Genomic DNA, 21,044 nt, shown 5'->3' on the forward strand with positions numbered 1-21,044 from the left:
CAGTTCGGGTGAGGAACGCACGGACAGGCATCGCCGAGCCCCCGCTGGCGGCAGGGGCAACACTGATGGCCAATCCCGGACACCCCGCCGGTTGGTGAATGTAGGCCGGCAGGTCTCCTGACTGGTGCGTCATGGCCTGGCTCCGGCCTTCCCGGGTTCGTGGCCCAGTGGCATCGATAGAGCAGGCTCGGCACCTACAGTTGCGGGGGCAGTTCCGTTTGGCCCGATTTGGCGGGCCTGGGATTCCCTATTGATTCCGTGGTGGAAACCGGCGGCCGGCATGGTAGACCATCGTGCCGCCGGGTGAAAACGCTTTTCAGAAGTACTTCAGCCAGGTGATGTCGCGCCGCCGCGCCTTCAGGCGGGCGAACCAGCGCACCGGCAGGTACAGCGAAACCGCCAGCAGCACTGCCCCCAGCCACACCGCGGCGATGCCGTCGAAGCCGAAGTAGTCGCCATGGTTGCGGCCGAACAGCGCCACGCTGGCCAGGTACAGCAGCTTTAGCACATACAGGTGCAGCAGGTAGAAGAACATCGGTGCCGCGCCGAACACCGCCAGGGCACTGATCCAGCGGGCCTGGCCGGCGCGTTCGAAGGCGCGCAGCAACAGCAGGCCACAGCCCAGGGTCAGGGCCAGGAACAGCAGCGACGGCGGGTACTTGGTGATGTTGAAGAAGCTCATCAGGGTTTGCGTGACGGTCGGGTAAGCGCTCCACGGCGCCTCGCCGTAGCCGTTTACCAGCCGCAACACGACAAAGCCCAGCAGCGCGATCAACCCGGCCAGCAGCAGGCGATGCTGGCGTTGGCCGGCCTCGCTGCCACGGGCGAACCACGGGCCCAGGCCGTAGCCCAGGGCGATGACACCGATCCACGGCAGCACCGGGTAGGAGGTGCGCAGGCGCAGGTTTTCGGAAAGCTCCAGCCAACCCCGGTCATGCAGGATCGCCCATGGCACATGCAGGGCGGATTCGGCGCCGAAGTGCAGGCCATCGAGCAGATTGTGGCCAGCGATGATGATTGCGCCCAGGGCGATCAGGGCGGCACGTGGCAGCCAGACCAGCAGCGACAGGGCGATCATGCTCACGCCGATGGCCCAGATCACCTGCAGGTAGATGACGCTGGGCGGCAGCTGGAAGGTCCAGGCGAAGTTGACCAGGGTGAATTCCAGCACCACCAGGAACAGCCCGCGCTTGAACAGGAACGCCGAGACATCGCCGCGGCCCTGGTGTTTTTCGCCGTACAGCCAGGCCGACAGGCCGGTCAGCATGACGAACACCGGCGCGCACAGGTGGGCCAGGGTGCGGCTGAAGAACAGCGTGGGCTCGGTGGTATCGATGGCCATCGGGTCACTGACCTGGCGGTGCAGAAAGAAGGTTTCACGAACGTGGTCCAGGAGCATGAACAGGATTACCAGGCCGCGCAGGGCGTCGATGCTCTGCAGGCGCTGGGTGAGCAGGGTGGGGGTGGCACTGGCGCTTGTCATGGGAGGTCGCTGATAGGAATGGATGTCAACTGAAACGTTATCTTATAACTAAAAGATGACGGGGCGGTAGATGTTTTTGTGCTACCTGTGCCGGCCTCTTCGCGGGTAAACCCGCTCCCACAGGTACGTCACCGTATTCGAATTCTGTGATATCCCTGTGGGAGCGGGTTTACCCGCGAAGAGGCCGGTGCAGGCAGTTCAGGTCAGAAGCTGTAATCCACCGTCGCAAAGTACGACCGTGGCATCCCCATCAGCCACTGCTGGCCACTGAACGCCGACTGCACATACTCACGGTCGAACAGGTTGTTCAACTGCAACCCCAGCCGCACATCCGGCAACACCTGCCAGCCGATGTCGGCATCGACCACGGTGTAGCCGGGGGCGCTCTGGGTGTTGGCGGTATTGGCATATCGTTCGTCCACATAGCGCGCGCCAATGCCGGCCTCCAGCCGCTGGCCGAAGCCTTTGCTCAGCCACAGGTTGGCGGTACGCCGCGGGACATTGGCCGGGCGATTGCCCGCACGGTCCTGCGCCACGCCGCCGACCATTTCGTCGAAGTCGTCATACCTGGCGCGCACGATCGCCGCGTTGGCCGACACCTGCCATTGGTGCGCCAGCGCCAGTTCCAGGGTTGCCTCCAGGCCGTCGGACGTCTGCTGGCCAGCCTGCTGCTTCTCGTGGGTGATAGGGTCATCCACCAGCAGCTTTTTCTTGACGATGTGGTAGGCCGCCAATGTCCATTCGCCACGCCCGTCCCAGAAGCGCTGCTTCAGGCCCACCTCGGTCTGCCTGGCTTCGGTCAGGTCGTAGTGCATCTGGTTCGCGCTGAGGCTGATGAGGTTGTCGACCCCGTCCTCGCTGGTGGAGTACTGGCCATACAGCGACAGGTCGTCGCTGACCGCAAACACCAGCCCGGCACGCCAGTTGCCCCCTTGCAGGCTGCGGTCGCTGCGGCTGTCGGTGGTCAGTTTCTCCTGGACGATGTGGTTCTGGTCGCGGCGCACGCCGGTGACCAGGGACAGGCGATCGCTCAACTGCAGGCGGTTTTCGGCGAACAGGGCAAAGGTGTGGGTGGTAGACAGCGTTTGCGGGCGCAGCGGCGAGGCGCTGTGGAACCAACCCGGTTGCGGCTGCCAAGGGTCGACGTAGTCACCGCCCACATCGTTGTAGGGCGCGTTGCTGTCGACATTGAAGCGGACCTTGTTGTACTCGGCGCCGACCACGGTCTTGCTGGCCAGGCCGAACAGCGTGTGGTCGAGGGTGAAGGCCTGGCGATCGCCGAACTGTTCCTGGTTGTGCTTGATCTGCAGGTAGCTGCCGCGCAGCAGCTGCTGGCGCCCGGCATCCCAGCTGTACTCCTCGGCATTACGCCAGTGACGGCGGCTCTTGATGTAGTACAGCTGGTTGCTGGCGCTGAGGTGGTCGCTCAACGTCCAGTCGGTGTTCAGGCGGGTCCATTCATCGACGTAGTGCTGCACATCGTCCTGCACGTTGTAGTTCTTCTTGCGCAGGCTGCTGCGGTAGTGGCCGTCGATCAGCGGGGTGCCGTAGTAGTTGGCAGGCTGCGCATCGCCGCGGTCGTGGGCGAGGGTGAAGCTGAGGTCGTCGCTGGCATCGAAGCGCAGCGCGGCGCTCAGCGCCAGGCTGCGTGACGGGGTGCGGTCGACCCAGCCGTTACCGGTTTGCTGGTTCAGGGCCAGGCGGTAGCTCAGGCGCTCGCCGAGGCTGCCGCCGCTGTCCAGGCCGAGCTGCTGGCGGTCCCACGAACCGTAGCCCAGGCGCAGGTGGTTGCGTACCTCGCCGGCAAACGGCTTTTTCGGGATAACGTTGATCACTGCACCGGTGGCCCCTTCGCCATACAGCACCGAAGCCGGGCCGCGAATCACATCGATGCGCTCGACCATCCACGGGTCGACCGGGAACGTCTGGGTGCCGGCACCGGTGTACAGGCGTGCGCCGTCGAACAGGGTCATCACCGAGTTGTGCCCGGTAAAGCCGCGGGCGGACAGGCCCGTGCCGCCGTCGCCCGGGGAGCCGATGTAGCTGATGCCCGGTGAGCGGGTTACCGCGTCCTGCACGGTGAGGTTGTTGCGCTGCTGGATCTGCTCGGCGCTGATGCTGCTGGTGCTGGCCGGTGTCTCCAGGGCGCTGAGGCCCAGGCGCGAGCCCGCCTGGGTCGGGGTGGCCAGGTCGATGGCGTGGCTGCCTTGGGTGTCGGTGATGGCCGTGGAGGGCAGGGCCAGTGGCTGTCGGTCGAGGTCATCGGCCAGGGCCGGCAGGGATACGGCCAGGCAGGCCGCCAGGGGGTGAAGCTTGAAGATACGGGACATGTCGTTCCACTACTGCAGGAATGAATGGATCCCGGTGGAAAACACGCAAAGGCGCACCGTGCACGCAGGCGCGCGCGCGGATACCGGCCTGCGCCCGCCCACCGCGGGTTGCCAAGTGAAGCTCCAGGCCGGTCTCCGGGCTTGCGAGGGGCATGAAACCTTCACCTTCCCATGCATGTGCACAGTGGTATCTCGAAGGGTTCGCTCGCTTACCGTTGCGGGGGCAGCGCCGGACTTGTCGTGGGCAACACGACGCACCGGCTTCCCGTTTCACCCTGCGCGCGGCGGCGCAGGGCACCTGAAACTGGCGGGCATATGACCATTGAAATGCGGGAGGCGTCAAATCTGCCTGCTACCAATGAAACAACTCTCGTCGCGCCCCCTCGGTAATCGCCACGATCCCCGGGTGCTTGACCTTGCGCTCCACCGAAATGGCATAGAACGACTCGTGCACCGCTTCGGTCTGCCCGATCAGCTCCACGCCGTACTGGCGGCACACTTCCTCGGCGATCACGCTGGGCGCGACGAAGATGCCGCTGCCCGACTGCCCGAACGCCTGCATCAAGGCACTGTCATCGAACTCGCCCACGATCCGTGGCTGCACCTGCTGCTCACCCAGCCAGCGCAGCAGGCGGCTGCGTACCACGGTTTCCTGCCCGGGGATAAGCAATGGCGCATCCTGCAGGCAGGCGGGGAAGGGGCCTTCCAGGCATTGTGCCAGCGCCGGGGTGGCGAAGAAGCTCAACCCGCACTCGCCCAGTTTCTGGCTATAACCCTTGATGTCCAGGTGGCTGGGCATGGGGCTGTCGGAAATCACCAGGTCCAGGCGTTGGATCGCCAGGTCGGCCAGCAGCCGTTCGAGCTTGTCTTCGCGGCAGTTGATACGCAGCACGTCGTCCAGCTCCATGGTCGGTGCCAGCAGGCGGTAGACGATGGACTTGGGCACCACGTCCGCCACGCCCACGCGGAACAGGATCTGCTCCTGCGGGCCGGCCCGCAGCATGGCCTCCAGCTCGTTACCCAGCTGGAACATCTGCTCGGCATAGATCAGCGTCTGGCGCCCTGTTTCGGTCAGTTCCAGTTGGCGCCCCACGCGCTGGAACAACTCCAGGCCGTAGGTCTGTTCGAACAGGCTGATCTGCCCGCTGATGGTTTGCGAGGTCAGGTTCAACTGTTCGCTGGCGCGGGCAATGCTGCCGGTCTTGGCCACGGCCCAGAAGTAGTGCAACTGCCGATAGTTGAGCATCGGTATGTTCCGGATTCGTAAAAACCGAAGTATAACCGCTGAAAATACGAATTTTCCGGATGTGTTGCACTCTTTAGAATACGACCCCATCAGGCGCTGTGTGCGCCGCCGGGACATGAAAAGCGAGGAACCCATGCTGCAACTCAAATCCATCGGCACGCCGCTGGTGCTGGCCTTGGCCCTGTTCACCCTGGCCGGTTGCGAGCAGGCCGAGAAATCCGCCCAGCAGATGCTCGACCAGGCCGCACAGTCGGCCAAGCAGGCCATCGACGACACCAACAAGGCCGCACAGCAGGCGTTGAGCGAGGCCATCGGCAGCGAAGGGCACAAGCCCAAGGACGCCGACAAGAAAGAAGACACCCAGGAAATCTGACCCCCAACCGCTGCTGCAGGATTTGAACAATGGAATACTTGCTGGAACTCGTCGCTAGCCCTACCGCCTGGGTTGCCCTGGCTACGCTGGTAGCCATGGAAGTCGTGCTGGGCATCGACAACCTGATCTTCATCTCCATCCTGACCAACAAGCTGCCGGTGGAGTACCGCTCCAAGGCGCGCCGTATCGGTATCAGCATGGCCTTGGTCATGCGCCTGGCCTTGCTCAGCACGGTGGCCTGGATCGTCCAGCTGACCGACCCGGTGTTCGAAGTGTTCGGCAATGCCTTCTCCTGGAAGGACGTGATCCTGATTGCCGGTGGCCTGTTCCTGCTGTGGAAGGCGACCAAGGAAATCCACGAGAACGTCGACCCGCACGGGGCCAAGGAAGAAGCCAAGGTGTCGTCGACGGTTACCCTGGGCTTTGCCGCGGCGATCTTCCAGATCCTGTTGCTGGACATCGTCTTCTCGGTCGACAGCATCATCACTGCGGTGGGCATGACCGAGCACCTGCCGATCATGATCATTGCCGTTATCACTGCCGTGATCGTCATGATGGTGGCCGCCGACCCGTTGGCCAACTTCATCAACGACAACCCGACCGTGGTGATGCTGGCCCTGGGCTTCCTGATCATGATCGGCATGACACTGATCGCCGAAGGTTTCGGCGCCCATGTACCGAAGGGTTATGTGTACGCAGCCATGGCCTTCTCGACGGCGATCGAGATCCTCAACATCCTGGCCCGTCGGGCGCGGTTGAAGCGCGAAGCGGCTGAAGGTTGATGTAAAAAATGCGGGGCGCTTGCGCCCCGTTCGCGGGTGAACCCGCTCCCACAGGTCCCCGCCACTTCTGAAGGCAGTGGAGGGCCTTGTGGGAGCGGGTTCACCCGCGAATGGGCCTCCGAAAGCTCTGAATCAGTGCACCCCGGCATGCCGCCGCGACCGGCGCACAGGCTGTGGCTTGGCGGGGGCCTGCGGTGGCAGGTGGTGGTGGGAGTGACGCCGCACGATACGCAGTACACCCCATAGCATGGCGGCTGCAACGCTCAGCCACATGCCCACCAGCATGAGGATTGCCATGGTCAGGCTCATCTGTGCCTCCATCTCTACGGGCCGCGCTCGGTCGCCGACGCTGGCCTTCCAGACACTGCTTTAGTCTAGTCTCTCGCCTGTGACGTTCCATTGACCAAAGGTCTATTGCTTGGTCCGATTTGCTCCTAACCGGTGTCGGACTATACCCGCGCCGCTGTCCGACCTATGATCGGTGGCCAGAGCCGGGCGCTGCCTGCCCGGCGTTGGAGCAAGCGAGTGTCCATGCAGCAACCTTCCTTCAAGACCATCCCTCGTCGGCTGCTGGCGGCCTGCCTGGTAGCGGCCAGCCTGGCCGGTTGTGCCAGCACACCCTCCGCCAACCTCAAGGGCCTGCCGCAGCGGGTCGAGATCAGCAGCGTGCCGTTCTACCGTGGCAACGCCAACCACAGCGGGGCCATGGCATTGGCGGCGGTGCTGTCGCAACAGGGGGCTCCGATCACGCCGGGGCTGCTGGACAAGCCGCTGAACCTGCCCCAGGGCGCCGAGGCGCTGGACACCAGCATCCCCCGGGTGGCGCGCGACTACGGCATGGTGGTGTATCCGCTGGACAAGCAGCTGGACGCACTGTTGACCCAAGTGGCGGCGGGCAACCCGGTGCTGCTGCGTTACGAGGATGGTTCGGCCTGGTGGAGCGAGCCACGCTATGCCGTGCTGATCGGCTACGACCGCTACAAGCAGCGGGTGCTGTTGCGTTCAGGTATGCACCGGCGGCAGCTGATGGCGTTCGATGACTTTGCCTCGGCGTGGGCGAAGCTTGGGAGTTGGGCGGTGCTGGTGCAGCCACCGCGGCAACTGCCGGCCCAGGTGGACCGCCAGCGCTGGTTGCAGGCTGCGGATGAACTGGCGCGGGCGGGGCAGGAGATTGCGGCGAAGCAGGCTGTGAGTAGCCTGAACAAATAGCTTTGTCTGTACCGGCCCTTTCGCGGGCACGCCCGCTCCCACAGGGGCCGTGCAACCAGCACAAATCCTGTGGGAGCGGGCGTGCCCGCGAAGAGGCCAGCCCTGGCTACATCAGAAGCCCAGGCGATCGCGCAGGCTGTAGTACCAGGCACCAATGGCGCTGAACGGCACACGCAGCATCTGGCCACCCGGGAACGGGTAGTGCGGCAGGCCGGCGAAGGCGTCGAAGCGCTCGGCCTGGCCACGCATGGCCTCGGCCAGCACCTTGCCCGCCAGGTGGGTGTAGGTCACGCCGTGACCCGAGCAGCCCTGGGAGTAGTAGATGTTGTCGCCGATACGGCCAACCTGCGGCAGGCGCGACAGGGTCAGCAGGAAATTGCCGGTCCAGGCGTAGTCGATCTTCACGTTCTGCAACTGCGGGAAGGCCTTGAGCATCTTCGGACGGATGATCGCCTCGATGTTGGCCGGGTCACGCGCGCCGTACACCACGCCACCACCGAAGATCAGGCGCTTGTCGCTGGTCAGGCGGTAGTAGTCGAGCAGGTAGTTGCAGTCCTCGACGCAGTAGTCCTGTGGCAGCAGAGTGCGCGCCAGTTCGTCGCCCAGCGGCTCGGTGGTGATCACCTGGGTGCCGCATGGCATGGATTTGCTGGCCAGTTCCGGCACCAGGTTGCCCAGGTAGGCGTTGCCGGCGACGATGATGAACTTGGCGCGGACCTTGCCCTGCGGGGTATGCACCACCGGGTTGGCGCCACGCTCGATGCGTACGGCCGGGGTTTGTTCATAGATGATGCCGCCCAGCGACTCGACCGCGGCGGCTTCGCCCAGGGCCAGGTTCAGCGGGTGGATGTGGCCGCCGCTCATGTCCAGCATGCCGCCCACATAGTTGTCGCAGGCGACCACTTCGCGGATGCGCTTCTGGTCCATCAGCTCCAGCTGGTTGTGACCGAAGCGTTCCCACAGGCGCTTTTGCGACTCCAGGTGGCCCATCTGCTTGCTGGTGAGGGCAGCGAACACGCCACCGTCCTTCAGGTCGCACTGGATGTTGTACTTGGCCACGCGTTCACGAATGATGCGCCCGCCTTCGAAGGCCATCTGGCCCAGCAGCTGGGCCTGCTTGGGGCCGACGGTGCGTTCGATGACGTCGATGTCGCGGCTGTAGCTGTTGACGATCTGGCCACCGTTGCGGCCCGATGCGCCGAAGCCGACCTTGGCCGCTTCGACGATGCTCACCTTGAAGCCGTTCTCCAGCAGGAACAGGGCGCTGGACAGGCCGGTGTAGCCGGCGCCGATGATGCACACATCGGTTTCCACCTCACCCTGCAGCGCCGGACGTGGCGGCACCGGGTTGGCCGAGGCGGCGTAGTAGGACTGGGGGTAGGGGGTGTTAGCCATGCTGCAGGAACCTCGTGTTTTATATTTTTAACGAATGTACCGATGCTATCAATAATAATAAACACCCGCTAGTCGTCCGTTGAAAATCCTTTACTCGGTCCCCGTCAGCGCGCCTTTCTATAAAGAGTTTAAGATTCAGTAGGTTAGCGCGAAAAAAAGTATTGACATGGTTTTTGGAATGGGTAGAATGCGCACCACACGACAGGCACATAGCTCAGTTGGTTAGAGCACCACCTTGACATGGTGGGGGTCGTTGGTTCGAGTCCAATTGTGCCTACCAAATCGAAAAAGGGGTGATCCGAAAGGGTCACCCCTTTTTTCATTGTGATTTTATGCGGCCAGGGGCTGGTGCGCAGCCCATCCGACCAGTGCCGTGCTCCGGCAAGGCGGCCCCATGTGTAGAAAACTCGAAAGTTTTTGATTTTTCTCAAAAAAACGCTTTACAGGTACGCATTCGATCACTAATATGCGCACCACACGACAGGCACATAGCTCAGTTGGTTAGAGCACCACCTTGACATGGTGGGGGTCGTTGGTTCGAGTCCAATTGTGCCTACCAAACAAAAGTCCCGGTTTCCGGGCATCAAAAGGGCGACCCCAAGGGGTCGCCCTTTTGTTTTTGTCGTGCCCAACGAAGGGCGACTTCACGCGCTACAGCCTCGTCGGATAACCGCATAGCGAATTGCGACTATAGTGAGTCTCTAGCGATGGGGTCAGAGATGCGGCTATGCCTTCGATTGATGTGTCGCTTCCGTTGAGCCTGCGCAAACGAGCCATGTTGGCCAGTGCGTTGAACCTTCTCGCTGTCTTTGCTTCCCAGGTCATGCGGCTGGGCGGCAATCTGGTTATCACCCGCTTGCTCGTGCCGGAAATGTTCGGCGTGATGGCCATTGCCACCACTGTTGCAGTGGTGCTGCAACTGCTTTCCGATGTTGGGCTGCGGCCGAACGTCATTCAGAGCTCGCGCGGCGACGAACCGCTGTTTCTCGATACCGTGTGGACGGTGCAAATCATCCGTGGGTTTGTGCTGTTCCTTCTGACGTTGCTATTGGCCCTTGGGGCAAAATTCACGCAGTACATCGAACTGTGGCCGGCCCATTCCACCTACGCCGCTCCAGAGCTACCGATGGTGCTGGCTTTGTCTGGGTTCGCCGCGATCATCTATGGCTTCCAGTCGCCCAAGGTCGATGTGGCCATTCGTGTCTTCCAGCAGAAGAAGGTGGTGATCGCCGAACTGATTGCACAGTTTGTCGGTTTGATCGTGATGCTCGTGGCAGGCTATCTCACCCGCTCCATCTGGTCATTGGTGGCGGCGGGGCTGCTGAGCACACTGGTTTTCACCGTACTCAGTCACCTGGTCTTCCAGGGGCCGCGCAACCGCCTGCGATGGGACCCCGCCGCGCTGCGCGAGGTGTTCGATTACGGGCGCTGGATCTTGTTGTCATCCTCCGTAGGGGTGCTGGCGATGCAGGGTGACCGGATCTGGTTCGGTGGAAGTATGTCGGTCGCGGAACTAGGGGTCTATTCCATCGCTGTCGCCATCCTCGGGGCCATTCAGTCGGTCCTGCTGCGGCTGGCGGGGGCAGTCGCCTTGCCGGCCTTCAGTGAGGCAACGAGAAGTGGCGACAACGAGCGGGTGCGCAGCCTTTACTACCGTTCCAGGGTGCTGTTCGACCTGACCTCGCTGTTCGCTTGCGGTTTTTTGCTGACTGCCAGCCCGCTGTTGATCAGTTGGCTGTACGACGACCGTTATGCCGGCGCCGGCAATACCATGGCCATTCTCTCGCTCTCTCTTTTCACCTTGCGCTTCACGCTGGCACACCAGCTCTGGTTGGCCCTGGGGCTGACCAAATACGTGGCGATGGACAACATCATCCGGGTCGTTTCGCTGTTTATCCTGCTGCCGGTCCTCATGGCCATCGGTGGCGTGAGCTATGCCATCTGGGGTGTGGCGCTGCATACCTTCTTCACGCTTTTCCTGATTTTTCCTGTCAACCGCAAACTGGGTCTGCTGGACCTCAAGCGCGAGGTTGTAGTACTGCCTGCCCTGCTGATCGGCGTCTTTTTCGGTGAAATGATAACCAGCCTGTTCACCTGATTGGGCCGTGAAGGCGCAGGCAGGTGAGCGTGTGGTCGGTAGACACATGGGCCGCGAAAGGTTCCAGCGCCTGGGAGGGGAGGCTGCATCAGGCGGCCCCTGAGGCCGCACGGTCAGGTATGCCGTTGTTATCTTTCGCCATATTCACAAGTAGAAAAAATGGCGCCATAAAACATACAGTTTCCACTGGCTAATCATTGAATAATCAATGGTTAAGCGTGTCTTGACAGATCTTTTTCGCAGATCTTTAATCTTTTGGTATATGGCAGCCTGAGGCGTTTAACTGCCAAAGGTTATTGCGTGTTTATTTGGCAGCGCTTATTACCTGTTAACTGGATAAGCTTCAAGGACATGAAATGAGAGAGCACATACGAAAGCTCATAACGCCGTCGATGCGCTTCGAAATAAGAAAGTTCTTGACTTGGGCCCAGGATATAATGGGGCGCGCGTGTTTGTGGCGCTGGGAAATTACCAGGTTTCGTCTGCAGACAAGTAACGACTACGAAGTCTTATATGTGGGTCGAAAGAGCCGCAAGGAGATGGCCAAGCTGCTCATCGGCGGTAAACCCGAGGCCGACACCAAATCCGGCGATGGCACGCAACAGCCTGGCGCCGTGCCCCATAGGGTGTTGATCAGCGAGATGCCCAGTGCAGGTGCCCTGTACGTGCCCCATTACCTGAGTGCCATCATCCCCCTGGGGCGTCCGCTGGAAGAGATCATCGCCCGCTACGACGGTGAACTGCGCCGCAACATCCGCAAGTGTCGGCCACTGTACCGCATGCAGCAGGTGCTGACGGACGAGGAGATTGGCAAGGCCGACCGGGAAATGTTGCAGCCATATGCCCAGGCGCGGCATGGCCTGCATGCCAAACAATTCGACTCCCAGGAAGTGTTGCGCATCGCCCAGACCGTTGGCCGGCTCGACCTCGTGATGAAAGGCGAGGAGGTTGTAGCCTGTCATTTCGGTTGTGTAATAACCCGGGCCGGCAAGCGCTATTGGAGCACGCTTCGCTTTGGCTACCCGGAGGCCGTCTTCAATGACCCAAAACGACTGCGCGAGGTCAACTCGATCACTACCTTCATGGCCCTGGAATGGGCCATCGAGCAGGGTTTCGATTATTACGATATCGGCCAATGTCTGGCACGTCCGGACGATGGTCTTTTGAAATGGAAGCGCCGGCGCGGCGGTGATGTGGATACCTTGGGCAACCAGGCTTATATGTTCGTCCGGCTGCCGAAGACCGGCATCGCCAAGTTTCTCTGGGAATTCCCGTTATTTGCCGTCGAGAACAGCAGGCTCACACTGCATCTGGGTTTGCCGGATGGGGCAAGTGACGAGGAAGTTGTCGACCGCTATCGTGAAATGGTCTTCGGTGGATTATTCAAGATATACATTTACTGTGCGAAAGCGCCTGGCGAACTGCTGCTGGAGAACTTGCGCGATCGATATGCTCACTTCCAGTCCCCTCCCATTCTGGAAAAAGTAGTGTGCAACTGAGCGTGAAAGATAGCCTTTCAATGAGAGCGCTGCATGATGAACGACATTTCGGATGTAGACACGAAGGGATCCGACCATAAAAGCTGGAGCTTGGCCGCATACAAGTACCTCGCAAGAAAGCGGCTGGTACGAAAGCCGTCGGAGAACCTGAAGAACCTTGCGGTCAGGACCTGGGATATCGCCCCGGCCGAGGTCACCCCAGCGCCTCCCGCTTTCTTTCTGCCGAATCAGTTGGAGCGAGTGACCGGCTGGGAAGCGAAACGTTTCTTTCCTTTCGAGCATCCGCGGCGGACCATGGAGGGGCTGGGCAGCGTCGCACAGGCCCCTACCAAGGGCTATCTGATCAAGGACGTCATTCTGATCGATGGCGCACTGTACAAGAACAATGCCAGCTTCTGGCTGTCTGACCGGCCCAACGGGTTGCCGCGAATCGTCGTCGAGCAAGAGGTCGAGCGTGGGGCCGCTTATTGTTCACGTTACGGCAACCGTTGGTTTGGAACGTGGCTGGCCGAGGATTGCGTCACATATGCTTTGGCCCGTAACGAAGGCGTGCCGGTCACCACGGCACCCTCCGGCAGGTTCCCCCTTTTTTCCCAGGCTGCGCAGTACGAAGAATGGCTTGGCATGCATCCGCTTCGGCTGCACACGGCCTTTTTTCGAGAGTTGGTGCTGTTCGATGACTTCAGCCACAACACAAACCAGTCCGAGCGATACCGCGCCATGGGCCGGAAGTTGTTGTCGCGGGTAAATTACCAGTCCCACCCCGGGGTTTTCATCTTGCGGGGCTGTGACGGAGATCCGCGCCTGCTGCACAACGAACTGGAGATCGCCGAACATCTGCAAAAACATCGCGGCTTTCGCATCCTTGCCCCTTTGAAGTGCGACCTGGCAACCATCGTGGAAACCTGTGCCGGGGCGAGGGTAGTGGTGGGCGTCGAAGGCAGCCAGCTCATCCACGGTATGAATGTGCTGTCGCCCGGCGCTTCGGTGCTGACGCTGCAGCCACCTGATCGCTTTGTCTGCTTCTACAAGTACCTGACTGATCGCGATCAACAGCATTTCGGCTTTGTGGTCGGGATACCTGATGGCAGCGGCTTCCGCATCGACCTCGATGAGCTCGAACGGACCTTGGATCTGCTGCCGTCATGACAAGGCAAGGCATGCCATGACTGCCTGAGGTGCATGGCCACTGGTTGCACGGTGTAACGTATGGTCGCGGTCCTTGCCCGGGGAGGGCGTGCTAGAATCCGCGCCTTCGAATCTGGAGGTACACGCGTGCGCAAACTGGCTGTGGTAATGGCAGTGCTCGCCCTGGCGGGCTGTGAGAACGAGGTCGAAGGCGTGCACAAACAGGTGGCCGAACACCTGCACAACCCCAAGACCGCCAAGTTCGGCAACGTGCGGATCGACACCCAGGGCACCATCTGCGGCCAGGTCCGCGGCAAGGATGATGCCGGGCAGTACGAAGCCTACCGCAGCTACGTGGCGATCAAGCGCGATGGCCAATACGAAATCATCGTCGACGACAGCGGCAACAACCTGCGCATCCGCGAGATGTGTGGCGGCGCCGAGCTGCAGCGTCGCGCCGAAGCCCTGGCTGGCCAGCCGGCCCCGCAAGGCTGGGATGTGGAAGTGATCCAGGGCGCCAACATGGGCGCGCTCAGCGACATGACCGCGCGCCTGATCGAAAAGGGCATCCCGTCCTCGGTGGAGTACCGCGACGGCAAGCCGGTGGTGCTGATGGGGCCGTTCCCCAGCCGTGAGGAAGCCGAAGCACGCAAGGCCGAGGTGATGGCCAAGCTGGGTACCGATTCGGTGGTGATCCAGCACGGCGCAGCGCGCTGAACCCGGTTTCTGCAGGCGCGGCCTTTTGTGGGAGCGGCCTTGTGTCGCGAAAGGGCTGCGCAGCGGCCCCAGAATCTTGAACCCTGCACAGATTGCCGGGGCCGCTATGCGGCCCTTTCGCGACACAAGGCCGCTCCCACACGGCTTCCACAAGGCCGCTTGTGCAAGGTCGGCGCGGCACAGTCAAACGCGCGCTAGACATTGTCCGCACAGTTTTGGCTATGCTTGGCAGGAAGAAGCCGAACGGGGAGGGCCTCATGTCTACACTGGAGCGGGCCATTGCCGTGGCCGCCAGGGCGCATGAAGGGCAATACGACAAGGGTGGGGCTGCTTATATCCTCCACCCGCTACGCGTGATGATGCGGGTTTCCACAACCGAACAACGGATTGTCGCGGTGCTTCACGATGTGATCGAAGACACCCCGCTGACCCTGTCCGACTTGGCGCGCGAGGGGTTCGCGCTGAAAATCCTTGCCGCCTTGCTGGCGCTCAGCCGCCGTGAGGGCGAGGCCTACCAGGACTTCGTGGTGCGCCTGGGCGGTGACCCGCTGGCACGCACCGTCAAGCTGGCCGACCTGGCCGACAACAGCGACCTTTCGCGCATCCCCTGCCCAGGCCCCACCGACCTGGCGCGGCTGGCGCGTTACCGCGAAGCAAGCGCCTACCTGCAGGCGTTGGCCTGAGGTTGAATACGCGGTCAGTCTTCCTTCGGCACGGTCCAGAAAATCTGCACACCGCCATCGTCGCGGTGGGCGAGGGTGACGTTATCGTTTTCGGCGATTTCCTCGAGCAGGGTTTCCCAGTCTTCCGGGGCTTCCTGTTCCAGGCGAAAGATCAGCGCCGCGCGGCTGCGCTGGGCAGTGGGGCTGTTGATGATCTTCTGGATGCGCATACCCAGTTGTTCATAGCTGCTCGGGGTGGCGGAGGCGGTGCTGGACACAAGTGTTTCCTTGTTTTTGCTGTATGCACATACAGTATTTCACTGTAAGTAATTTCGCAACAGCTTGTCAGACGAAAACTGTGCTCAAGCCTGGGCCGATCCGTGCGCGGCGTTATCCAGGGTATTCCACAGGCTTCTCATCGTAGGGTTCTGATTCAACAGCGAGCAGTACGAGCGGATCTCCAGGCGCGTGCTCCATTCGGCGCCTCCAGCCTGCACGAGCAACCCTCTTTCCAGCTCGTCATTCACTGCACTGTGGGGCAGCCAGGCTACCCCATAGCCCTCGACAGCCATGCGAACCAGCAGCATCGCCATATCGGCCTCATAGCAGCGTTCCAGAGGGGCGACTTCAGGTGCGTTGCGAATGACGACGTCTGCCACTTTCCCCAGGAATGTCGTGGCGGTGTACGCCAGGTGCGGAATAGGCTTCTTGCCTGCGCAAAGCCGGAACATCGGCTTGCCCTGCGCGTCGGGCGCACACACGGGGATAAATGCATCATGGCCGAGTGCCAGGCTACCGAAGCGCTCAGGGTCCAGGGAGATGGGGGTAAGCGGATGATGGTAGACAATCATCAGGTCGCAGCTGCCTTCTTCAAGGGCGATGACGGCGTCATTGATGTTGGCCGCCACTACCCGGGCATTGAAGCGCTCGTTTTGCTGCTGGAACTGGCTGAGCCATTTCGGCAAGAACGTCATGGACAGGCTGTGGGCTGCCGTGATCTGGATCGAGCGCCCTGGCATCCGTTTCACGTCCCTCAGGTCGGCGCGAAGTGCCATCAAGGCGGCGAGCGCCTGGCGGGCTTCAGCGCAGAAGGTCTGGCCGGCGGGCGTGAGCTGTACCGGGTAGGTGGCACGATCAACCAGTTCGACACCCACCCACTCTTCGAGCGAGCGGATTCTCCTGGAGAGCGCGGACTGTGTAACGCATCGCACCTCGGCGGCGCGGGAAAAATTCTTCCACTCGGCGATCGCCATGAGGTCGTCCAGCCACTTGATTTGCATCGCTGATCTCCTTCGCCAGGCGCTCAGTGTAAGCGTGTTCGCACAAGCCTCGACAGCGATGCCTATAAACTATTCCGAAAACGCATAGGGTCAGCCCTATTACTCATCAACTTGTTTTTTCGCGGCGATAAACTTGTCTCCAGCACTCACCTAGCGAGTGGCTGTTCCTGTCTTTATTCCAATCCTGCCAAGTAGAAAAAATAGAAAATAACTTGAGGAAAACATCGTGAAAAACAATAAGCTTCCGCGCCGAATTGCGATAGGTATCGCCTTGGGCGTAGTCGTCGGCTGGGCATGTCATCATTTCGCAGGCAGCGAACAGGACGCCAGGCAGATAGCAGCCTACTTCTCCATGGTGACGGACATCTTTCTGCGTCTGATCAAAATGATCATTGCGCCGCTGGTGTTCGCCACACTTGTCGGCGGGATCGCAAGCATGGGCAATTCGCGTTCGGTCGGCCGCATCGGCTTTCGTGCCATGGCCTGGTTCGTCTGCGCTTCGGCCATTTCACTGGCGATCGGCATGGCGCTGGTCAACCTGTTCGAACCAGGCGCTGGCATCAACTTGCAGGTCGCGCAGCACGCTGATGCCGTTACAGCCCCGGTGAATACGGGTGACTTCAGCCTCAAGGTATTTATCAGTCATGTATTCCCTCGCAGTATTGCCGAGGCCATGGCTAATAATGAAATACTTCAAATTGTGGTCTTCTCTTTGTTCTTCGGCTTCGCTCTGGCTGGCGTCAACCGAGCCGGCCATACAAAGATTGTGGACTGCATCGATGAACTTGCGAAAGTGATGTTTCGCATCACTGACTATGTCATGGCATTTGCACCGATCGGGGTTTTTGCAGCGATCGCTTCGGCAATCACTACTCAAGGCCTGGGGCTGCTGGTCGACTATGGCAAGCTCATTGTCGAGTTCTACCTGGGCATCCTGCTGCTGTGGGCAGTGCTGTTCGGTGCGGGTTACTTGTGCCTGGGCAAGTCTGTTTTCACGCTCGGCAAACTGATTCGCGAGCCTGTGCTGCTGGCGTTCTCCACGGCCAGCAGCGAGGCGGCCTACCCGAAAACGATGGAAGCGCTCGAGAAGTTCGGTGCGCCGAAACGCGTGTCCAGCTTCGTCCTGCCGTTGGGCTACTCGTTCAACCTCGACGGTTCGATGATGTACCAGGCGTTCGCCATCATGTTCATCGCCCAGGCATACAACATCGACCTCAGTTTCACCCAGCAGGTGTTGATCCTTTTGACACTGATGATTACCAGCAAGGGCATGGCGGGCGTGGCGCGGGCGTCGGTGGTGGTGGTCGCTGCGACCTTGCCGATGTTCAACCTGCCTGAGGCTGGCCTGCTGTTGATCATCGGTATCGATCAGTTCCTCGACATGGCGCGTACCGCTACCAACGTCGTGGGCAACAGCATTGCCACGGCGGTGATCGCCAGATCAGAGCCACAGACCGAGCCGGAAGCGGCAAGCGGGGCGTCCACCCTCGACCGCCCGGTATCGGCCGCCTGAGGAGTTTGCTCATGAAGTCGAAGAAGGCAGCAGGTCCACAAGCTTTTGCCCACACGATCGGGATTGTCGGCGGGCTTGGTTCGCTCGCGGGGGGCGACCTTTTCTACAAGCTTGTGAAGTCGCGGGCGGTGCTGGAGGACCAGGGGCGTTTTCATTTCCTGCTCGAGCAACATCCCTTCAAGGATGTGCTGCTGCCTCTGGACGCAAGCGCAAGCATGACCTCGCGAAAGTTCTACGTTTTCGAGGTGTGCAGGTCATTCGAAGCGAGCGGTGTGGATGCGATCATGCTGCCTTGCTTTGCCAGCCAGACGTTCCGCGCACAGATCCAGGAAGAGCTGGGGATTCCGGTACTGGACATGATGGAAGCCTTGGTGCGATACATCCGTCAGGTCGCGGAGCCAGGCAGTACACTCGGTGTGCTTGCTTCGGATTATGTGCGCCATTCCGGGCTCTTCGAACAAGCGTTGGGCCGCCAGTACGATGTGGTCTACCCCGACGCGCAAGCGCAGGTCGCGCTGATGGAGGCCATGTATGGCGTCAACGGCATCAAGGATGGGCACCTGAATGGCATGCCTCTGGAGTCCGTGTACCAGGCATGCCTGTCAGTGCAGGCACAGGGTGCCACCTTGGTCGTGCCGGGTATGACCGAGCTTTCGCTGGTGTGCGCCGACCTGCAGCGCCGGGGCGTTGCCGCACTGGATATCAATGAGCTCTACGCCACGTTCGCGACCCAAGGCTCAAGTGCGCCCCGTGAACTGCCTTTCAAGCTGGGTATCGTGGGTGGTGTCGGCCCTGCAGCGACGGTGGATTTCATGGGCAAGGTGGTTGCCGGTACGCCTGCGGGCCGGGATCAGGACCATATCAAGATGGTGGTCGAGCAGAACCCGCAAATTCCGGACCGCACGGCCAGCCTGCTGAATGATGAAACCGACCCGACGATGGCCATGTACGCGACCTGCAAGCGCCTGGAAAGCGCCGGTGCCAACGCAATTGCAATCCCGTGCAATACCGCTCACGCGTTTGTTGAACGCATCCAGGAGCACCTGCGCGTGCCAATCGTCAACATGCTCACCGAGACGATCGACTGGATAAGGCAAACATACGGCCGCGACAAGTCAGTCGGCCTGCTGGCGACGTCAGGCACCGTCGCCAGCCAGGTCTATCACCAGGCAGCGAGCCGCGCCGGGCTTGAGATTGTTGTGCCGGCGCCGGATTACCAGAAGCTGGTCATGGAGGCCATTTACGGTGAGCGGGGCATCAAGGCTGGCTTCACTGAAGGACTGTGTCGGGACCAGTTGCTGATTGCGGCCGAGCATCTCTCGGAAGTGGGGGCGACGGTGCTGATTCTGGGCTGTACGGAACTGCCGCTGGTGCTCAGCCACTGTGATGCTTATGAGCTGAGTGGCAGGACGGTTGCCCTGGTGGACCCCACCATGATTTTGGCACGCAGATGTGTCGCGTTGGCTGGGGGGGCAGGTAGTTAGCAGCATACTCATACGTTGCACATTCCCTGTGTGGGTTTCACCCGCAATGGGTCGGTGCCGGGTGTCTGGCGGGTACCTGGGCTTTGTTGAAATCAAGCGGCAGCCGTGATTGAGCTCGAGGGCCTCTTCGCGGGTGAACCCGCTCCCACAGGTTCAGCGCCAACTCGAAGCCCGCGCCGTCCCTGTGGGAGCGGGCGCGCCCGCGAAGCAGGCGACGCGGTGGATGGCACCGGCTTTGCCGGTGTTCGCGGGCATGCCCGCTCCCACAGGTATCGCGCAACTGCAAATGCTGATGATCATTCATACATTTGTATGGCTGATGGCTCCGTCTATTGAAAATGGTCGATACCACCCCCCGCCAACCCCGCATAACCTCAGGCCAACACGCACTGGTCACTACTGACAAGACGAAGCCCTCTACACCAGTCGCAAACGCCAACGGGAAGCCACCAGCATGTCAGCGAAATCCGATTTGTCCCTGTTACCCAACAAACCGCTATGGTTTGCCCCGAGCGCGCCACGGGCCCGGCTGGACGGCGTGGCCGATGCCGATGTGGTGATCGTCGGTGCCGGGTACACGGGGTTGTGGACCGCCTACTACCTGCTCAAGAGCGACCCGTCGCTGCGCGTGGTGCTGCTGGAAAAGAACGCCGTCGGCTTCGGCGCCTCAGGCCGCAACGGCGGTTGGGCCTCGGCGATCTTCCCGATTTCCCTGCACCGGGTGGAGCAACTGTATTCCCACCCTGCGGCCTTGCACCTGCAGGCTGCGATGAACGCAACGGTCGACGAGATCGGCCGGGTGCTGGCGCTGGAAGAGATCGATGCCGACTATGCCAAACAGGGCTTCCTCTCCCTGGCCCGCAGCGCCCCGCAGATGGCGCGGGCGCGTGCGGCCGTGGAGTCCTCGGCGCGCTTCGGACTGCCTGACCAGTGGCAAGTGCTGGAGGCTGCCGAAGCCCAGGCCCGGACCGGTGCCCAAGGCACCCTTGGCGGCCTCTACACCGAACACTGCGCGCTCATCCACCCCGGCAAGCTGGTGCGTGGCCTGGCCAAGCTGGTCGAAAGCCTGGGCGCGACAATTTACGAGCAGTCGGCGGTCACCCAGATGGCCCCGGGCGTGGTGCACACCGAGCACGGCTCGGTACGTGCCGGCATGACGGTGCGGGCCACCGAGGCATTCACGTCGCAACAGCCGGGCAAGTCGCGTTTCGTCATCCCGCTGTATTCGCTGGTGCTGGCCACCGAGCCGTTGCCACGAGAGCTGCTGGCCCGGCTAAACCTCGACCACCGCCTGGCGTTCAACGACATGCGCCACCTGCGCGTATACGGCCAGGTCACCGCAGAAGGCCGGCTGGTGTTCGGTGGCCGGGGCGCGCCCTACAAATGGGGCTCGAGCATGCCTGAGCAGGCCGACCTGGTGGACAGTATCCACGGCAAGATCCACGACACCCTGCTCGAATTCTTCCCGGCCCTGCGCGACGCCCGCATCACCCACCGCTGGGGTGGCGCGCTGGGTGTTTCCCGCGACTGGTGCCCGACCGTCAGTATCGACCGCAACCAGCGCATGGCCTGGGCCGGCAACTACGTCGGTGATGGCGTGGCCACCAGCAACCTGGCCGGGCGCATTCTGCGCAACCTGATTCTCGAGCGTGATGAAGACATCAACACGCTGCCCCTGGTCAACCACCGCTCGCCATCCTGGGAGCCAGAACCGCTGCGCTGGTTCGGCATCAACAGCGGCCTGGCTGCCGCGTCGCTCAGTGATCTGGAGGAGCGCTACACCCACAAACCTTCACGTACCGCGATGCTGCTGGAAAAGCTCACCGGCGCCCATTGACAAGGAGA

General features: G+C 61.5%; 18 protein-coding genes, 2 tRNA genes and 2 riboswitches. Of the genes, 13 read left to right on the forward strand and 7 right to left on the reverse strand.

From position 1 onward, the window contains the following. Window positions 1-90 precede the first annotated feature (90 nt). Window positions 91-288: riboswitch (cobalamin riboswitch) on the reverse strand. Window positions 289-316: 28 nt separating this feature from the next. The 3 genes from ABIB24_RS12455 to nhaR form a co-directional block, all read right to left on the reverse strand. Then, the gene (locus tag ABIB24_RS12455; RefSeq protein ID WP_354316519.1) at window positions 317-1,483 is read right to left on the reverse strand and encodes an acetyltransferase domain-containing protein; all 1,167 of its coding nucleotides are present in this window, start codon (window positions 1,481-1,483) and stop codon (window positions 317-319) included. Window positions 1,484-1,686: 203 nt separating this feature from the next. After that, window positions 1,687-3,813 carry a TonB-dependent receptor gene (locus ABIB24_RS12460; protein WP_354316521.1) on the reverse strand — a complete coding sequence of 709 codons (2,127 nt, stop codon included), beginning with the start codon at window positions 3,811-3,813 and terminating at the stop codon, window positions 1,687-1,689. Between the two features lie 109 nt (window positions 3,814-3,922). Next, window positions 3,923-4,130: riboswitch (cobalamin riboswitch) on the reverse strand. 35 nt (window positions 4,131-4,165) lie between these two features. Beyond that, a complete protein-coding gene (nhaR, locus tag ABIB24_RS12465; RefSeq protein ID WP_354316522.1) occupies window positions 4,166-5,059 on the reverse strand; it encodes a transcriptional activator NhaR in 894 nt (297 codons plus the stop codon). Window positions 5,060-5,192: 133 nt separating this feature from the next. Here nhaR and ABIB24_RS12470 point away from each other — a divergent pair, with 133 nt between their 5' ends. Together ABIB24_RS12470 and ABIB24_RS12475 are read left to right on the forward strand one after the other, a co-directional pair. Continuing rightward, window positions 5,193-5,432, forward strand: coding sequence for a hypothetical protein (locus ABIB24_RS12470; RefSeq protein ID WP_025338519.1), 240 nt, complete (start codon window positions 5,193-5,195; stop codon window positions 5,430-5,432). Between the two features lie 29 nt (window positions 5,433-5,461). Then, window positions 5,462-6,214: a TerC family protein gene (locus ABIB24_RS12475; RefSeq protein WP_003260907.1), complete on the forward strand. Its 753-nt coding sequence runs from the start codon at window positions 5,462-5,464 to the stop codon at window positions 6,212-6,214. Between the two features lie 132 nt (window positions 6,215-6,346). Here ABIB24_RS12475 and ABIB24_RS12480 read toward each other — a convergent pair whose 3' ends face one another. Next, window positions 6,347-6,523 carry a hypothetical protein gene (locus ABIB24_RS12480; protein WP_015269782.1) on the reverse strand — a complete coding sequence of 59 codons (177 nt, stop codon included), beginning with the start codon at window positions 6,521-6,523 and terminating at the stop codon, window positions 6,347-6,349. A gap of 165 nt (window positions 6,524-6,688) precedes the next feature. On the opposite strand from ABIB24_RS12480, the gene ABIB24_RS12485 reads away from it, so the two are divergent. Continuing rightward, on the forward strand, window positions 6,689-7,423 hold the full coding sequence (locus ABIB24_RS12485; RefSeq protein WP_137163523.1) for a peptidase C39 family protein: 735 nt from the start codon (window positions 6,689-6,691) through the stop codon (window positions 7,421-7,423). A 111-nt stretch (window positions 7,424-7,534) separates the two neighbouring features. Here the strand turns inward: ABIB24_RS12485 and ABIB24_RS12490 are convergent, their stop codons facing one another. Then, complete coding sequence (locus ABIB24_RS12490; protein WP_025338521.1) at window positions 7,535-8,818, reverse strand: NAD(P)/FAD-dependent oxidoreductase; 1,284 nt, start codon at window positions 8,816-8,818, stop codon at window positions 7,535-7,537. Window positions 8,819-9,021: 203 nt separating this feature from the next. Here ABIB24_RS12490 and ABIB24_RS12495 point away from each other — a divergent pair. The 7 genes from ABIB24_RS12495 to ABIB24_RS12525 all read left to right on the forward strand — a co-directional run bounded on the left by ABIB24_RS12495 (window position 9,022) and on the right by ABIB24_RS12525 (window position 14,943). Then, window positions 9,022-9,098, forward strand: a tRNA-Val gene (locus ABIB24_RS12495). A 202-nt stretch (window positions 9,099-9,300) separates the two neighbouring features. Continuing rightward, window positions 9,301-9,377 (forward strand) — tRNA-Val (locus tag ABIB24_RS12500). Window positions 9,378-9,545: 168 nt separating this feature from the next. Beyond that, window positions 9,546-10,916, forward strand: a complete 1,371-nt coding sequence (locus ABIB24_RS12505; RefSeq protein WP_354316525.1) for an oligosaccharide flippase family protein — start codon at window positions 9,546-9,548, stop codon at window positions 10,914-10,916. Between the two features lie 356 nt (window positions 10,917-11,272). Then, a complete protein-coding gene (locus tag ABIB24_RS12510; protein WP_354316527.1) occupies window positions 11,273-12,415 on the forward strand; it encodes a GNAT family N-acetyltransferase in 1,143 nt (380 codons plus the stop codon). Between the two features lie 33 nt (window positions 12,416-12,448). Continuing rightward, window positions 12,449-13,564 carry a glycosyltransferase 61 family protein gene (locus tag ABIB24_RS12515; protein ID WP_137163527.1) on the forward strand — a complete coding sequence of 372 codons (1,116 nt, stop codon included), beginning with the start codon at window positions 12,449-12,451 and terminating at the stop codon, window positions 13,562-13,564. Between the two features lie 126 nt (window positions 13,565-13,690). Further along, the gene (locus tag ABIB24_RS12520) at window positions 13,691-14,260 is read left to right on the forward strand and encodes an SPOR domain-containing protein (RefSeq protein ID WP_025338525.1); all 570 of its coding nucleotides are present in this window, start codon (window positions 13,691-13,693) and stop codon (window positions 14,258-14,260) included. A gap of 257 nt (window positions 14,261-14,517) precedes the next feature. Then, entirely contained in the window at window positions 14,518-14,943 is a 426-nt protein-coding gene (locus tag ABIB24_RS12525) for an HD domain-containing protein (RefSeq protein WP_003260953.1), read from the forward strand. 14 nt (window positions 14,944-14,957) lie between these two features. Here ABIB24_RS12525 and ABIB24_RS12530 read toward each other — a convergent pair whose 3' ends face one another. Then, entirely contained in the window at window positions 14,958-15,200 is a 243-nt protein-coding gene (locus ABIB24_RS12530; RefSeq protein ID WP_075044724.1) for a DUF1654 domain-containing protein, read from the reverse strand. An 84-nt stretch (window positions 15,201-15,284) separates the two neighbouring features. Further along, entirely contained in the window at window positions 15,285-16,202 is a 918-nt protein-coding gene (locus ABIB24_RS12535; protein ID WP_075044725.1) for a LysR substrate-binding domain-containing protein, read from the reverse strand. Window positions 16,203-16,428: 226 nt separating this feature from the next. On the opposite strand from ABIB24_RS12535, the gene ABIB24_RS12540 reads away from it, so the two are divergent. From ABIB24_RS12540 to ABIB24_RS12550, 3 genes are all read left to right on the forward strand, one after another. Then, window positions 16,429-17,715, forward strand: coding sequence for a dicarboxylate/amino acid:cation symporter (locus ABIB24_RS12540; RefSeq protein ID WP_025338528.1), 1,287 nt, complete (start codon window positions 16,429-16,431; stop codon window positions 17,713-17,715). Between the two features lie 11 nt (window positions 17,716-17,726). Then, the gene (gene cuyB / locus ABIB24_RS12545) at window positions 17,727-19,199 is read left to right on the forward strand and encodes a cysteate racemase (protein ID WP_025338529.1); all 1,473 of its coding nucleotides are present in this window, start codon (window positions 17,727-17,729) and stop codon (window positions 19,197-19,199) included. Between the two features lie 454 nt (window positions 19,200-19,653). Continuing rightward, entirely contained in the window at window positions 19,654-21,036 is a 1,383-nt protein-coding gene (locus ABIB24_RS12550) for an NAD(P)/FAD-dependent oxidoreductase (protein ID WP_274120237.1), read from the forward strand. Window positions 21,037-21,044 lie beyond the last annotated feature (8 nt).

The sequence above is a fragment of the Pseudomonas sp. UYEF17 genome (assembly GCF_040546125.1).
GTDB classification, from domain to species: Bacteria; Pseudomonadota; Gammaproteobacteria; order Pseudomonadales; family Pseudomonadaceae; genus Aquipseudomonas; species Aquipseudomonas putida_Z.